General features: G+C 60.6%; 11 protein-coding genes. 10 read left to right on the top strand and 1 reads right to left on the bottom strand.

Features of this window, described 5'->3' with window-relative positions:
* Position 1: 1 nt before the first annotated feature.
* From PFX90_RS12035 to PFX90_RS12050, 4 genes are all read left to right on the top strand, one after another.
* Positions 2-2,155 carry a TonB-dependent receptor gene (locus tag PFX90_RS12035; protein ID WP_285712720.1) on the top strand — a complete coding sequence of 718 codons (2,154 nt, stop codon included), beginning with the start codon at positions 2-4 and terminating at the stop codon, positions 2,153-2,155.
* Positions 2,156-2,232: 77 nt separating this feature from the next.
* On the top strand, positions 2,233-3,516 hold the full coding sequence (locus tag PFX90_RS12040; RefSeq protein WP_285712721.1) for a metal-dependent hydrolase family protein: 1,284 nt from the start codon (positions 2,233-2,235) through the stop codon (positions 3,514-3,516).
* Positions 3,497-4,513 (top strand): threonine aldolase family protein, encoded by a 1,017-nt coding sequence (locus PFX90_RS12045; protein ID WP_285712722.1) that lies wholly within the window; start codon positions 3,497-3,499, stop codon positions 4,511-4,513. The genes PFX90_RS12040 and PFX90_RS12045 overlap by 20 nt, the downstream gene beginning before the upstream one ends.
* A gap of 55 nt (positions 4,514-4,568) precedes the next feature.
* Positions 4,569-4,904 carry a hypothetical protein gene (locus tag PFX90_RS12050; protein WP_285712723.1) on the top strand — a complete coding sequence of 112 codons (336 nt, stop codon included), beginning with the start codon at positions 4,569-4,571 and terminating at the stop codon, positions 4,902-4,904.
* A gap of 200 nt (positions 4,905-5,104) precedes the next feature.
* Here the strand turns inward: PFX90_RS12050 and PFX90_RS12055 are convergent, their stop codons facing one another.
* Complete coding sequence (locus PFX90_RS12055; RefSeq protein ID WP_285712724.1) at positions 5,105-6,334, bottom strand: tyrosine-type recombinase/integrase; 1,230 nt, start codon at positions 6,332-6,334, stop codon at positions 5,105-5,107.
* Positions 6,335-6,849: 515 nt separating this feature from the next.
* On the opposite strand from PFX90_RS12055, the gene PFX90_RS12060 reads away from it, so the two are divergent.
* The 6 genes from PFX90_RS12060 to PFX90_RS12085 all read left to right on the top strand — a co-directional run bounded on the left by PFX90_RS12060 (position 6,850) and on the right by PFX90_RS12085 (position 14,672).
* A complete protein-coding gene (locus PFX90_RS12060; RefSeq protein WP_285712726.1) occupies positions 6,850-7,266 on the top strand; it encodes a hypothetical protein in 417 nt (138 codons plus the stop codon).
* A gap of 21 nt (positions 7,267-7,287) precedes the next feature.
* Complete coding sequence (locus PFX90_RS12065) at positions 7,288-7,839, top strand: YbbD-related protein (protein ID WP_285712728.1); 552 nt, start codon at positions 7,288-7,290, stop codon at positions 7,837-7,839.
* A gap of 260 nt (positions 7,840-8,099) precedes the next feature.
* Positions 8,100-8,906 (top strand): imm11 family protein, encoded by an 807-nt coding sequence (locus tag PFX90_RS12070; protein ID WP_285712729.1) that lies wholly within the window; start codon positions 8,100-8,102, stop codon positions 8,904-8,906.
* Between the two features lie 1,483 nt (positions 8,907-10,389).
* Entirely contained in the window at positions 10,390-10,722 is a 333-nt protein-coding gene (locus tag PFX90_RS12075) for a hypothetical protein (protein ID WP_285712730.1), read from the top strand.
* A complete protein-coding gene (locus PFX90_RS12080; RefSeq protein ID WP_285712732.1) occupies positions 10,719-13,826 on the top strand; it encodes a relaxase/mobilization nuclease domain-containing protein in 3,108 nt (1,035 codons plus the stop codon). Before PFX90_RS12075 ends, PFX90_RS12080 begins: the two co-directional genes overlap by 4 nt.
* Positions 13,827-14,162: 336 nt before the next feature.
* Complete coding sequence (locus PFX90_RS12085) at positions 14,163-14,672, top strand: hypothetical protein (protein WP_285712734.1); 510 nt, start codon at positions 14,163-14,165, stop codon at positions 14,670-14,672.
* Positions 14,673-14,714 lie beyond the last annotated feature (42 nt).

Below are 14,714 nucleotides of genomic sequence, written 5' to 3' on the forward strand. Positions count from 1 at the left end.
CATGCCGCACAAGGTCCGACTGGCTACGATGACGTCGAGCGCCGCGCTTGCGCTGGCGTTGCTGCCGTCGCAGGCGCTCGCTCAGGACAGCGCAGAGGCAAGCGAGGCCGATGCCCCGCTCGGCGAGATCATCGTCACCTCGCAGCGGCGCGAACAGAACGTGCAGGACGTGCCGATCGCGATCTCGGTGACCACTGCCGAAGACCTAGAGCGCCTGCAGGTGCAGAACATCCAGTCGCTGCAATATTCCACCCCGTCGTTGGTGGTGGCCGGGGCCGACCCGACGCGCCAGCGCTTCGGTATCCGCGGCATTTCCGACCAGTCGCGCAACCCCGGCTTCGACAACCGCATCGGGGTCTATGTCGATGACGTGTGGGTCGGCCGCTCGGCTGCCTCCAACCAGGCGGTACTCGATCTTGCCTCGGTCGAAGTGCTGCGCGGGCCGCAGGGCACGCTGTTCGGCAAGAACACCGTGGCGGGCGCGATCAATATGCGCACCGTGCGCCCGCAGGAAGGTTACAGCGGCTATCTCGAAGGCGAGCTCGGCAATTTCGACCTGCGCCAGCTGCGCGGCACCCTCAACCTCGGCTTCAGCGACAATGTCGGGGCGCGGGTTTCGGGCTTCTGGGCCAAGCGCGACGGCTTCGTCGAGAACATCAGCAACGGTCTCGATTACAACAACCGCGACGATTACGCCGTGCGCGGGCAGCTCCAGTTCAAGATTGGCGATACCACCATCTACCTCGCCGCCGACACCGCCAAGTTCAAGTCGCGCGCGCTGGCGGGCGGGGAGCGTACCCCCGATCCACTCGCACCGCGCCCGCGCTCGATCGCGCACAATGACCCGCAGAAATATGTCATCGAATATAGCGGCATCTCGGGTCAGATCGACCACGGGTTCGGCAATGGCGGCAAGCTGACCTCGATCACGGCCTTCCGTACCAGCGACTTCCGCGGATCGGTGGACGAGGATTTCTCGCCCGCCAACTTCGCCGCGACCGAACTGGCCTCGGAAAGCACCGAGCATTTCTCGCAGGAAATCCGCTATGCCTCCGACAGCAGCGGCGATTTCGACTATGTCGTCGGGCTGTTCTACCTTGACCAGCAGATCGAAGGCGCCGGCCGGGCGGTCGCCTTTGCCCCGGCGCTCAATCCGCGCGCGCCGGCGGTGTTCTTGCGGGTGAGCCAGAGCTCGGTGGTGGATGCCAAGACAATGGCGGCCTTCGTCCATGCCAATTATCGTCCGACCGACCGCCTCGAAATCACCTTCGGCGCGCGCCTTACGCGCGAGGAAAAGGAGATCAATTTCGCGATCACCGACCAGACCGGCCTGTTCGCCAACGGCACCCGCAACGATGAGCGCGCGTCGAACGATTTCTCGCCCACGGTTAGCGTGAATTACAAGGTGGACGACGACAGCATGGCCTATGTCCGCTATGCCCGCGCCTTCAAGAGCTTCGGCTGGAATGCCGATTTCGTGCCCTCGCTCGCTGATTTCGCCTTCGACGACGAGAGCGTCGACGCCTTCGAGGCCGGCTTCAAGACGGAGATGTTCGACCGTCGCCTGCGACTGAACGTAGCGGCCTACCTGTCGAAGCATGACAACTATCAGGTCTTCACCTTCCGCCAGCTGGCCAATGGCGGCACGGCCCTGAACGTCTCGAATGCGGGGGCATTGACCAGCAAGGGGATCGAGATCGAGGCCGAGGCCGCGCCGACCGACTGGCTGCGCCTGTTTGCCAACTACGGCTACAACGACGCGACCTTCGACAGCTTCAAGAATGGCGGCGGACCCGGCATCGATTTCGACGGAAACACCGCCGCCGAAGCGCCGCGCCACAACCTCAACCTTGGCGTGGCGACCGATTTCGATCTCGGCTTTGCCAAGTTGGTGCTGCAGGGCGATTACAACTATCGCTCCTCGCTGTTCTCGAACCCTGACAACCTGCCGGTCAATCTCAGCCAGCCGCTGGAGATCGTGAACCTGCGCGCCGGGCTCGATTTCGGCAATGTCACGCTGTTTGGCTGGATGCGCAACGCCTTCGACGTGACCGAGCAGATCTACAACAACCGTTCGTTCCTCGGCTTCCCCCGCGCGGTATTCAATGACCCGCAGACCTATGGGGTGACTCTGAGGGTCAGCTTCGGCCAATGACCTCGAGAATACCACAATCGACGTTGCGGCGCCTTCTGGCGCCTCTGTTCGCGGCATTGGTGTGGCTCGGGGGAGCCATGCCGGCGCTTGCCGGGAGCGTGACGGTGTTCACCAATGTCCGGGTGTTCGATGGCAAGGCGACCACGCTTTCGCCGCCCACCACTGTCACGGTCCGTGGTAACAGCATTGCCGCGATTGGTGAGGCTCCGGTCGATCTGCCCGCTGATGCGCGGGTGATCGACGGCGCGGGGCGGACGCTGATGCCGGGGCTGATCGATGCCCACACGCACATGATCTACACCCTGCCGTCCCAGAGCCGCATCCTGACCCGCGATCTGGGCTATCTCAATGTTGTGGCAACCCGCGCTGCGCACGAGATGCTGCTGCGCGGCTTTACCAGCGTGCGCGATACCGGCGGGCCGGTGTTCGGGCTCAAGCAGGCGATCGACGAAGGTGTGGTGTCGGGGCCGCGCATATGGCCGTCGGGCCTGTCGATCTCGCAGACCGGCGGACATGGCGATTTCCGGATGCCCAACGAAGTCGCCGCCGACGATCACGGCCATGCCGAGATGCTCGGCGCGGTGGCGGATTCGCCCGAGGAAGTGCAGCAGGAAGTCCGGCGGCAGCTCGCTCTGGGGGCGACGCAGATCAAGCTGATGGCGGGCGGCGGGGTGGCCTCGCCCTTCGACCCGCTCGACGTGACGCAATACAGCCCGGCGGAACTGCGCGCGGCGGTCGAGGCTGCGGCCAACTGGGATACCTATGTCACCGTCCACGCCTACACGCCGGGTGCGATCCGGCAGGCGGTCGAAGCCGGGGTGAAGTCGGTCGAGCATGGGCATCTGATCGACGAACCCACCGCGCAACTGATGGCCGCCAAGGGCACCTGGATCGTGTTGCAGGCCTTCTTCGACGATGAAGACGCCGTGCCGTTCCCGGCAGGCTCGGCGAGCCGCGCCAAGCAGCTGGAGATGATCAAGGGCACCGACAATGCTTATGGGTTGGTCAAGAAGCACAGGCTGAAGCTCGCATGGGGATCGGACACGCTGTTCGATCCGAAGCTGGCCAGTCGACAGGGGGGGCAGCTTGCCAAGCTGGCGACCTGGTTCACGCCCGGCGAGGTGCTGCGCATCGCGACCGGCCAGAATGCCGAATTGCTGGCGATGTCGGGCAAGCGCAATCCCTATCCCGGCCGCATCGGGGTGGTGGAGGCCGGCGCGCTCGCAGACCTTATTCTCGTTGACGGCGATCCGACCCGCGATCTGGCGCTGATCACCACACCCGAAACCAGCTTCCTCGTGATCATGAAGGATGGACGGATCGTGAAGGACATCACTGGCAATGGACTTCCGGTCCGATAACACCGCGGCCATAGCGCCGGCCCTGTTCGCAGCGATGGCTGCTGCGAACGAGGGCACGGCGGCCGGCTATGGCGGCGATGATCTGAGCGCGCGGCTGGACGGGGCCTTCGGAGAATTCTTCGAAGCAAGCGTGAAAGTGTTTCCGGTCAGCACCGGGACGGCGGCCAACGGGCTGGCGTTGGCGCATATCTGCCCTCCGTGGGGCCGGATCATCGCCCACCGCGAAGCGCATATCGAACGTGACGAATGCGGCGCGACGGGTTTCTTCTCGGGCGCCCAGCTCGATCTGCTGGATGGCGATCATGCCAAGCTGTCCGAGGACAGGCTGGCTGCCCATTTCGCCGCCCACGCGCCCGGCGTCCATTCAGCCCCGCCACGCGCGCTGAGCCTGACGCAGGCGACCGAGCGCGGCACGGTCTACACGCTGGATGAACTGCGCGCGCTGACGGACCTGGCGCATGATGCCGGGCTAAAAGTCCATATGGACGGGGCGCGCTTTGCCAATGCCGTGGTCGCACTCGGTTGCGCGCCAGCTGACATCAGTTGGCGCGCCGGGGTCGACGTACTGTGTCTCGGCGCGACCAAGAGTGGCGGTTATGCCTGCGAGGCGGTGGTGTTCTTCGATCCCGCCATGGCCGAGGACTTCGCCTATCGCCGCAAGCGCGCCGGGCAACTCGGCTGCAAATCGCGCTTCGCCGCAGCGCAGTGGCTGGCATGGCTTGATCCGGCCGTTTGGCACCAGCACGCCGCTCACGCCAATGCCTGCGCACAGATCATCGCCAGGGCTGCACAGCCCCTGCTCACGGCACCGGCCCAAACCAACCAGATATTCGTCAAGCTTGGCGATGCGGAGAAGGCCTGGCTGCGGGCACAAGGCTTCGCGTTTTACGATTGGGGCAGCGTCGGGAGCGGCGAGGTCCGGCTGGTGACGAGTTGGCAAACGACGATCAAGGAGGCTGAGCAAGCCGCTGCGGCTCTGCGCTGCCTGATCAACTAGGCCCTAGCGCCAGAGCCCGTCGGCATCACATGGCAGCTATTCAACGTTCCTCCCAGTGGCAGTGATCATCAGGCTTGAGGCTGGGTACCGAATGCTGCATGGCGGCTTTAGGCGGAAGCAGACGGCCTCTTTGATAACCCTGAATGACCGGGTCTGGGTCGAGAACTGCCGTTTTCGCTTAGCTGATCGGGCTAATGTGCTCCGCATCGCGCAAGCGGTCCATTCGGCAGGCGGCCAATGGCTGACATACTGTGTGCCGTTAAACCGCCAGAACCCGATCCAGGTTTTGCAACCCAGCCAGCCGGAGGCTCCGTTCTGGGCAAATGTTTTTGAGCGCCAAGCTGAAAACGTCAGAGGCATCGAAACCGAACCCGCAGCTGGGGAACAGTGAGCACACCCTACCCCGCGAATTCGGGATGCATCTAACTGATGCATCAAAGGAAATGCGGTTTGTGCACAAATGATCCGCCTGCGAGTTATGCGGGTTTGCGGCGAGTTGTGGGCAACTCGCTTAGTCATAACAACTTGAATAGAAGTCGAAATTCTTCGATTGCTTGCGGATCATAGACGAGTTGCGGCTTTAATCTCCGGTCACCGCTTCTCCGCCTTGATCGGCACTACGTCTGCGCCCTTGCGCAGCTGATCGAGGTGATCGCTCCACCATTGCGCCATTGCCACACGTTCCTTCCAGTGCGCTCCGCGGTGGTACGCGGCGCGGATCCTGTCGCTGTCGCCGTGGGCCAACGCGCGCTCGATCGCGTCGGGGTGCCATTTGCCGCTTTCATTGAGCAGGGTTGAGGCCATGGCGCGGAAGCCGTGGGCTGTCATTTCGTCGGTGGAGTAGCCAAGGCGGCGCAGACCGGCGTTTATGGTGTTGTCGCTCATCGGGCGCTTGCGGGAGCGGATCGAGGGGAAAACGTAGCCGTCGGGACCGGTCAGCGTGCGGAGGTCTTCGAGGATCGCAATGGACTGACGCGAGAGCGGGACGAGGTGATCCTTGCGCATCTTGGTCTTGCTCGCCGGGATCGTCCACAACGCGCCATCGAAATCGAACTCGCTCCATTCGGCATGACGCAGCTCGCCCGGGCGGACGAATACATGCGGGGCCAGTTGCATCGCCATCTTGGTAATTGGCTGGCCTTCATAGCCGTCGATGGCGCGCAGCAGCTCGCCCACACGCGCTGGGTCGATGATTGCGCCGTAGTGGGTGACCGTCGGCGCGGTCAGAGCGCCGCGCAGGTCGCGGGTCGGATCGGACGATAGGCGGGCGGTAGCGACCGCATAGCGAAACACCGCGCCGGCAAGCTGCAGGGTGCGGCGGGCGCTTTCCAGCTGGCCTTTGCGCTCGATCTTGCGGACGGCCGCGAGCACATCGGCGGGTTCGATATCGGTGATGGGAAGCTTGCCGATCGATCCTTTGAGCAGCGAAAGCAGGTATTCGCTGCGCGTGGCTGTGCTGACGGCCCAGGCCTTTTGACCATCACGCCGCCGCTTCTGACAAAACTCGGACGCGATGGCGTCGAAGGTTGTTTCGGCCTGAATCCGTGACCGCACCTTCTCGCGCTGCTTCTCGCGGCCCGGATCCTTGCCAGCAGCGACCAACTCGCGGGCGGCATCTCGCCTGCGCCGCGCCTCCGCGAGCCCGACCTGAGGGTAGATACCGATCGCCAGCTTCTTCTCCTTGCCGTCGATGCGATATTTGACCCGCCACAGCTTGCCGCCCGAAGGCTGGACCAGCAAGAACAGGCCCAGAGTGTCGCCTATTTTGTAGGGCTTTTCGCGCGGCTTGGCGTTCCTGATCGCAACATCGGTAAGCGGCATGGCCCTCGGTCCTTTCCCAGCTCGTGGCCCCCAGGTGGGGGCCAGTCCAAATGCCCGAAATGCCTTGGCCCCGCGATGTGGCCCCCAAGGGCCCCGGATGCAGCGGGAAGAATAGGGACATTCTCGGACGACCGAGGGTCTAGATCCCTCAGATTTCCAAGGGTTTTATAGACTTTCTGGGGCTGTTTGGGAAGGGAGGGCTGGAGCGGGTAGCGGGAATCCGCCCCATATTTCCAGCATCTCGAAAACCGCAGAAAACCTAGGGTTCAATAGTCTGCGGCAGCCTGTGTATCCTGCTGTGTGAGAAGGTCAAGAACCAGCTTTTGGCGCCGGTTCGATTCCCAATTTTTCGCCTGATCACCCGATTGATGACGTCAGAGCCCTCCTCACCCATGGGTCGGGCCAATGCTCGATCCCGAAAGCGGCAGGTCGGCTTTGCCCCGATCGTGAAAAATTCCTGCCCTTCAGCAATCGACTCCGTTGCTGCCATTTCACATCTTTGGCATTCTTCAACAATGACATCGCCCACTTGGCTCGAAGATATCATTCTCGTCAGCGACGGGCCGGATGAGACTTGTCCTGGCGATGTCGCGGTCTTTCGCAATCTCACTGACGCGCGCGCATATTTGGAACACTGGAGTGAGGGCATCGACAACGCGGTGTTTTCCGGGACCGGGCAACGTTTGATAATGGCGGCAGACGAGAGTGGCAACGTGAGCATTCAGGCCCGAATTGATCGCGCCGATGGAGAAGCCATCATCAAAGCATGGCTCACTCGAATGGCTGAGGCGATACTTGAAGCTCGCAGGTATCGCGCTGCTAAGCGCTGGGGATGGGGGCGAGTGAACTTGGGTGAGCTTGAGGCTCAAGGCGTCCTGCCTGCCACGGTCGAAGGTTTGATCGCGTATGTGGGTTTCACAACCAGTCGTTGAGCAATCCACCCACGACCTGCCATGAGCCGGGCCGACGCGCGATCCCGAAAGCCGCATGGCGGCTTTCCCCGGCTGCTGGAAAAATCCCGCCATTCAGGAAGCGACCCCATTGTCGCCATCAAGACATTGAGCGATGCTGGGCAGATGAAGAGCGTTCTAGCCACCACTCTTGCCTTCATACTATTCGGTTGCGCCGAACAGGTTGATGAGGCCTACGCCACCTATGCCGATGCAAAGCGTGCCGGTGCGGTCGAGCGAGGGTGGGTTCCCGCGTTTGTTCCTTCGAGCGCACATGACCTTAACGAGACGCATGATCTCGACACATCGGCCCAGACGCTTCGCTTCAACATACCTCCTTCAGATGTCGCGAGAATGGTTGCAGGTCTTCGGCTCCTGTCGGCTAAAGAAGGCGATGCAGCTGTTACCTTGAGCGAAAGGCACGGTCTCGGCTTAGCATCTGAGGTCTATGTTGTTTGCTCCGAGCCGCGAAATGGTGCTCTGGCAGTCGACCGCGAAAGTGGCAGAGCGGTGTTCGATACAACGATAGACTGGCTTGACGACGCCTGTCGTTGAGGTTGCTACCTGCCGGCAGGAAACCACCCATGACCAGTCATGAGCGGGACCGAATCGTCTTCCCAAAAGCTGCCCGGCAGCCTTGGCGGCCTTCGAAATAATTCCTGTCATTCGGCAACCGACCCCATAGCCGCCATCCCCGTCACCCCGCACTTGATCCGGGGTCCAGCTTCGTTCCAGCCCTTGCACCCGAATGAGGGCAGCGTAAAATTTTACGTCATCTCAACAACGACCGCGATAGTGGGGGCTGCAACATCAGGGTGAGTTTCGCCCAAGTCGAATGCGCAGCAGTTCCTAACCCCGAGCGCTGCCTAGACGTGGGTGATGTTGGAGATTGGGCGATGGTCTGGATTATGAGCATGCCGACAGGCTTCGGCGAGTTTTGGCCTAGCGGAGGTTTTGAGGATGTCGATCAATCCGGGTCCAAGGACTGGATTGCTCGGCTGAGGGCGCACATTAGCAGTCAGCCGGAAGAAGCTCAGAAGAAGTTGATGCCAAGCGGTGCACCGTACAGGTATGGCTATTTCGTCGCCCAGAAATTCAAGACCGAAATAGGGGAGCAGCCCGCAGCTGATTTGCCACCGGTAACCCCAGTCTTGGCGCATGAGGCACCGAAAACATTCAACACCGCAAAGACCAATAAAAAGCTCGGTGACCTTATCATGCTCAACAGCCGCATCTTGGCCGTAAGTGAGGGCCTCAAAGCGATAATCGAAGACCTGGAGCCTGGCATACACCAATTCTTTCCGATCGACATTGTCCAGCCACGTTCAATATACCCAACGCCATTCTATACGATCGTGATCGGTAATTATCGGAACAGCTTTCGCGATGTGGAAGCTGTGATGCCGGAATTACCGGATGGCGAACGTTACACATTTACGGAAGTTGATAAGGCGGCCGCGTCAAAAATGTACTTTGATCGAAGTGTATTCGGAAGCGCGCATATCTGGCGAGAAAGAGCTTTCAACGAATTCATCATCAATTTTTCTGATAAATTTGTTCAAAGCGCCATTGAAGCAAACATGCGTTTGCCGAAGCTTTATCAAGCCAAAGAGTTTGACTGATGACGACGCGCGTTGGCCAAGGCCTCGACACCATCCTGAAAGAGAAAGGACGCCGAGAAAAAGCGAATCGAAGACAATCTTCCTAGCGAGGTCGCAATGATCTTCCCTGTGGCGAGGCGGGGCTGATCGCCGCTCGATGGCCCTTATTGGCAAGGTCTCCAATAGCCGCCATTCGCCTTCCCACCCATTACCGGCCATGAGCGGAGCCGATTCGTGATCCCGAAAGCGGTCTGTCGGCTTTGCCAGCCTTAGAGAAAATTGCTGCCGTTCAGCAATCGACCCCGTTTTGGTCATTAAGCCCATCGGATAGCCTGACGTCCGTAGCGAAGACTTGAAACACCATGTTTACGTATGACCCCGCCAGCCGCCGAGTTGTCGATCCGACCAACGGCGACGAGCTTCGCACCCTACACGCCCACTGGCAGTCCAACTTTCGCGAAGTTGGGATCGTATCCGCAGCAGGGATGCTGAAGTTCTCTGCCACATGGCGGAGCTATAGCATTGACGAGCCGGAAACATGGCCACGCGACGGAGTAAGTCGTGCCATCCTTCTCGGCGCGACAGAGTATGATGATCAAGGGCATCCGCGACTCGTTCACGGTCCCCATCCTCAGATCGACCGTTTGGTCGATCATTTTCGGGATGAGGCAAGATCGAAGTCCAATTACGTCTCGTTCGAGTTTATCGATGAGCGAGCCGGGAAGGCCGCGCGCTAGGCCCTGGAATGGTTTGGGCCTCACGGCAGCTCCCCACCCGATTGTGTTGAAAAACTCTCAGAGCATTACTTGGAGACTGAATTTCGGCAATTTAATTCTGCATAAAAACGCATTGTCACATTTTTCTTGCCGCCAAGAAGTGCGCTGAGAAGCAAAATTGCGAGGGGAATTACCCCAGAGAGTTTTTCAACACAATCCACCCATGAACGGTCATGAGCAGTGTCGGTGCTCGATCCCAAAAGCTGCCTGTGTCTCAGTGGCTGAAAGCCCAGCCGCAATGCGTTTGCCAACGCCAATATGAAGATGCGCGGTAGCATCGACGACGATGCCAGCAAGGGACGGCGGGCGCGCCGCAACAGAAGTTCGTGCTGACCCGTCAAGCCGGCGCCTGCTACGTTGACGACGGGTAATCGGGCTCATCCGATGGGGCTTCGGGGGTAAATTTCCCATTGGAAACTCTCGCCTCAAGCATATGAAAAATAAAAGGCGAATTTCCTTACCCGGGGTGCAAAACTCGAAGCGCGTGCAAAAATATCGCTCCGAGACCTACCTAGAAATTCACCGCCAACCTAGAATGGTGGCATGACATACCGCGCCACTCACTCGACCGTTTCTTACCCATCGGAACATAGCGTCCGACACATCTCACTTTGGGGTGAGGGAAGGAAAATCTATAGCTCAATAAATCTACAGGATGGATGGTGTCAGACACCATCTACTTGGCCCTGCTCGGCGCTTCGCTTCTCGCATGGCGGGGAGGGCCTCCGATGACCCGGAAAAAACGAAGCTCGGCCAACCGCGGCAGGCTTTCGGTCGACGTCGGCGATATGAAGGATGAGATCGTCCACGGTGCGGCGCTGCTCGGCATCACGGTCTCGCAAATAACTCGCGATGCCTTCCGTGCTTACGCCAAGCGGGACGATGGGGGCGTCAGCGCACATAACCTCAGCTTGCTCCTGCAAGACCTCGAAATCCTGGCACAGAAATACGTGCAGTATCGCCACGATCCCTCCGACGCGCAGGCGGCGGATGAATTTCAGCAAGCTTTGGACTGGGTCGTCCTCTACGTTGATAGCCTCTTGCGGTTTTTGCCGAGATGACAGCCGACACGTCCGGAGTGGTGATCAAGGAAATCAGGTCCAAGCGCGACCTGGCAGACTACCTCACGTCCTTGACCGAGGATGACGTCAGCTACCATGCGATGTTGACGCACTATCTCGGTTCCGACGGCCACGGCCGAGCCGAGGTGTTTCAGGCCCTCAACTGCGCAACCCGTTCGAAGCCAGCATTGCTTGCCGAGTTCCAGCGCGAGCAGGAGCGCAAGCCGCGGCGTGGGAAGGGTCGCAGTGTCTACCACTTTGTGATCAGCAGGCGGGGGCGGACCGATCCTCAGATCCTCGCCAGCATGGCGAGGCGTCTCTTGCAGCTTGCCGGCCTCGACCGGCAAAAGGCCCTCATCGCGGTCCACTGCGACACTGACGATAATCATGTCCATATCGCAGTCTCGGCGCTGGACGCAGGCGGGCGTCAGATCATCCTCGAGCGGGGATACAGCAAGGTCCTCCTCGCGCACATCAACGCGCAGCTGTGCCACGAGTTCGGCTTCTCGCCCGAAGCGGGATTAGGCTTCCATGCTGCGGGCGATGGCGTTTTCCGAACTGCAGACGGGGCGAAGCTCCGGGACGCTGACTTCCACAAGGTCACCAATGATCTTCGCAAGGAACCGGCGCTGACCAATCGTTCAGCAGCCACCGAACGCGAGACCGGATTGCCGTCGACGCAGCGACGCATACGGGAGAGCTTCGACCGAGCGTTGAAGGCTGAAACGCTTGAGCTTTTTTCGGCATACTTGGCGGCAGACCGCATCTCCTACGACCTCGAAGGAAGCGGCGCGATGATCGCGATGGGGAGCGACAGGTTCAAAGCCAGTCGGATAGCCCGCGAGGCTTCCCCCAAGAATATTGCAAAGCGCTTTGGCGTCACGCATCTGACCCAGCCCGAGGCAGACCGGTTGGGGCTGGCAACGGGTGCCGGCTTCTATCGCAAAGACCACGCTGGCGCATTACAGCTGGTGCGGCTTGCTAAGGCGTTAGACTATCCAGATGGGCACATACCCCCGCTGCCGGGCGCCGAAGCACGGTGGGTGCAGCACCTCGCCGATCAAAGCTTGGCACAGAAAATCCCCAAGCCAGCGCAGAGCCACGCCGACCCACTGCGTGATCGCATCAAGCACCTTCAAGATCGACCTACACCCGCCCGAGTATGGCAGGCGGAGAGGTTGGAACGCGCGCGTCATTATGGCCAGGGGGCGCGAGGCAGGCCGCCACGCACCCCAGCGATCGCCCACGACCGCAAGCTGCCGGACGTGAAACTCAAGCACGATACTGCAATCATCCTTGGCCCAAAGCATCACACCCGCTGGAACGGCCCCCCGATCTGGGACAATGTCAGGGTCAAAAAGACAGGGCCGTTGTGGCATGTCACCCGAGGCTCGCAACCGGTGGCAACCTTTGGGCCCGGCATGATCGTGGTGCATCAGGCGACCGCGGCGGACAAAGAGCATATCGTCAGGCTCGCACAACTGGACTTCGGCGCCGATGTGCAGGCGCATTGCAAGCCAGCAGATCGTCTGTCGTGGATCCGCGCAGCGCAGGCCTGCGATGTGGTGCTCGGGAACACAGAACTGCTGCCAGCGCAGGCGGAACTAGCGACTCTTCGCCAAGATCGACTTGCACGGCTCACAACCCGTCTGGCAGCTACGGGCCAAAGTCTGATAGATGCCGGTAGGCAGGCGCTCGGCGAGGCGCACGCGGCACTGCAATCGGTATTCCCGTCGATCCGGCGCAATTACGCTCAAGGTCGTGCGCGCTCCCAGCGATTGTCGACGCGGCTGTCGATCGTGCAAGAGCAGATTGCTGCCGAAAGGGAGCTGGCACGTCGCAAGCTTGAGCAATCCAGAGCGGTCACCGCCGAACTACAGCCTGCCATCAGCCCTCCGATGGCCGCGCCAGACCGCGTTCTAAACCCTGCAACGACGATAACGCCACCGCTGACTCCAGCCCCAGCCCCGGCGCCATCGCAGCGATACTCCGAAATTGGCGAGGACGGATGCATCAGGTTCCTTTGGACCGATCTACACCCTTCAACCGATCCGGTTACCGCCAATGGTGATGGCGTTTCACACGAGCAGCCACCGGGGGTTGAGCGGCGCGAAACTTCCCCGTCCCCATCGGTTGGAGCAGATGAGGCCCAGTCCGATAGGTCGGCGGAAAGGGTGCAAAGCCCCCCGGCTGAGCGGGAAACCGCGCCAACCACGAGCCCGTCAATGCCTTCCGCACATAAGCTGCAACCGAATCCCGAGCCAACGCCCACTCCCGCGCCCATAGCGTCCGAAACCAAGTTCGAAGAGGCCATCCAACTGGTCAGACAGCTTGATGCCGTGCCACGTATCGAGGGCAATTGGTTTCAGATCAGAATTATCGGCGCCAATGGCTCGAAATCGGTGGCGATTCCTGAAGGTTCGCGGACGCTTGCCGCGGATGTGGTCAACAGCTTCATCCATCGCGTTAACGCCGTCGAAGACGCCCTCGCTCGCGGCGCGGTGATCGTCCACGAAAATGGCAGGATGGAAGCGATCACCCCGGAGGGGGACACCGCATTTCCCGATCTGCGTAAGCTGTTGCGCGAGCCCAGTATGCTCAAAATCGCACGCGCAGTAGCAGAAGGTGGGGCAGCCAAACGGCGAGATCCGCCAGAACCGATTCCAGCCAAGCAGCCTGAAGCGCCTGCCGTATCGTCATCTGCGCAAATATCACACGCGTTGTCTGCCGCACTTCGGAGCGAAATGCTGAAAAGGGCCTCGCACGCAAGGCAGCCCGGAAAGCCACTGCAGAAGAATTCCGATGCCGGCGAGGTCGTGGGCCGAAGCAACCGCGCTCCTGATACCCCCGGGAGCCGTAGCAGCAACATGCTTCTGAGCGTTGCGCGCCGGGCCGCCCAACTGCGGAACTGGGATCCGAGAGAGTATCGCGTGGCCAGTATGTCGAATGAGCGGCCACAGCTCGAGGTATCCGCGACGCAGCAATCCGGAGTGCGTCCCAGCACACCGAATGATCGGCCACCGATCGATCAATCATCGAAACAAAAACCGCAAATTTATCAAAGTAAATTATTAGGAGTAATACAAAATGACCGATCAATCTGAAATAGTTATCAAGGGTGCCAAGCCATACTACAGACCGCCAGCACAGTCTATTCTAAAAGAGCGCCCTAAGACATTGTGTTCATACTGCCCGCTGGCAAGATGGTATAAAAGAATTGAGTGGCATTGCTTCTGCTCAGAATTTAAAATGCTTGTGTATCAGGGGCCTGCAGACGTCGCACCTGTAGAAGTTTGCGACGCTCGCGAGCTCGAGATCATCAGGCTTAATGCCGAGGCGACTAGAGGTTGACGCTTGAACGGAAGGGGGCGGGTGATCCGCCCGGATGAGAGGAAAAGGTCCTTTCGCGTGGCGGGTCCACATCGAAAGGAAAGAAGAAGATGACATCGAACCACCCGGAAGCCGCTCTGCAACTCGGCTTGGCCGCAGCCTTGGCAAAGCTCATGGACTTGCCGCCGTTTCCCATCGGCGCGCACTTTCGCATCGCTGCCATGCTGGTCGACGAAGGCGACGGGACTTTCGACAGCCTGGGGCGCGCTGCAGGCGCGGCCGGCGTCGACTATCTCGTTGCCGTGAGCGAGCGGCAGCGCAGTGGTGCGATCCGGCGCTATCTCTCGCTGATCACGACCGTCGGCAAGGTCACCATCGCACGGACGGTCGAGCCGGCGCGGTTTGGCCCCGGACAGCCGGTCGTCCTGGTATCCGCGGATCACCGTCACGGCTGGCGCCTCGAAAGCGGCAAGCTGGTCACGGCGCATCTTCCCGAGGAATGCGAGGTCGAGCGTGGCATCGAAGCGGTGGCAGGCGAAGTTGATGACCTCCTCGCCGAGCTGGCACCATACTCTGCCGTGACGATGCCCTCTACGCTGCCGTCGTCCGTGGCGCACTGACCTCAACCACACCCCAATCAATCTTCCGGCGGTGCCCTCTGG

This window comes from Erythrobacter oryzae (assembly GCF_030271515.1).
In the GTDB taxonomy this organism is placed as follows: Bacteria; Pseudomonadota; Alphaproteobacteria; order Sphingomonadales; family Sphingomonadaceae; genus Erythrobacter; species Erythrobacter oryzae.

What these genes read in the sequence shown, in the direction of transcription:
- PFX90_RS12035 (WP_285712720.1), top strand. Translation starts at nt 2, where the DNA reads ATGCCGCACAAGGTCCGACTGGCTACGATGACGTCGAGCGCCGCGCTT.
- PFX90_RS12040 (WP_285712721.1), top strand. Translation starts at nt 2,233, where the DNA reads ATGCCGGCGCTTGCCGGGAGCGTGACGGTGTTCACCAATGTCCGGGTG.
- PFX90_RS12045 (WP_285712722.1), top strand. Translation starts at nt 3,497, where the DNA reads ATGGACTTCCGGTCCGATAACACCGCGGCCATAGCGCCGGCCCTGTTC.
- PFX90_RS12055 (WP_285712724.1), bottom strand. Translation starts at nt 6,334, where the DNA reads ATGCCGCTTACCGATGTTGCGATCAGGAACGCCAAGCCGCGCGAAAAG.
- PFX90_RS12060 (WP_285712726.1), top strand. Translation starts at nt 6,850, where the DNA reads ATGACATCGCCCACTTGGCTCGAAGATATCATTCTCGTCAGCGACGGG.
- PFX90_RS12065 (WP_285712728.1), top strand. Translation starts at nt 7,288, where the DNA reads ATGAGCCGGGCCGACGCGCGATCCCGAAAGCCGCATGGCGGCTTTCCC.
- PFX90_RS12075 (WP_285712730.1), top strand. Translation starts at nt 10,390, where the DNA reads ATGACCCGGAAAAAACGAAGCTCGGCCAACCGCGGCAGGCTTTCGGTC.
- PFX90_RS12080 (WP_285712732.1), top strand. Translation starts at nt 10,719, where the DNA reads ATGACAGCCGACACGTCCGGAGTGGTGATCAAGGAAATCAGGTCCAAG.
- PFX90_RS12085 (WP_285712734.1), top strand. Translation starts at nt 14,163, where the DNA reads ATGACATCGAACCACCCGGAAGCCGCTCTGCAACTCGGCTTGGCCGCA.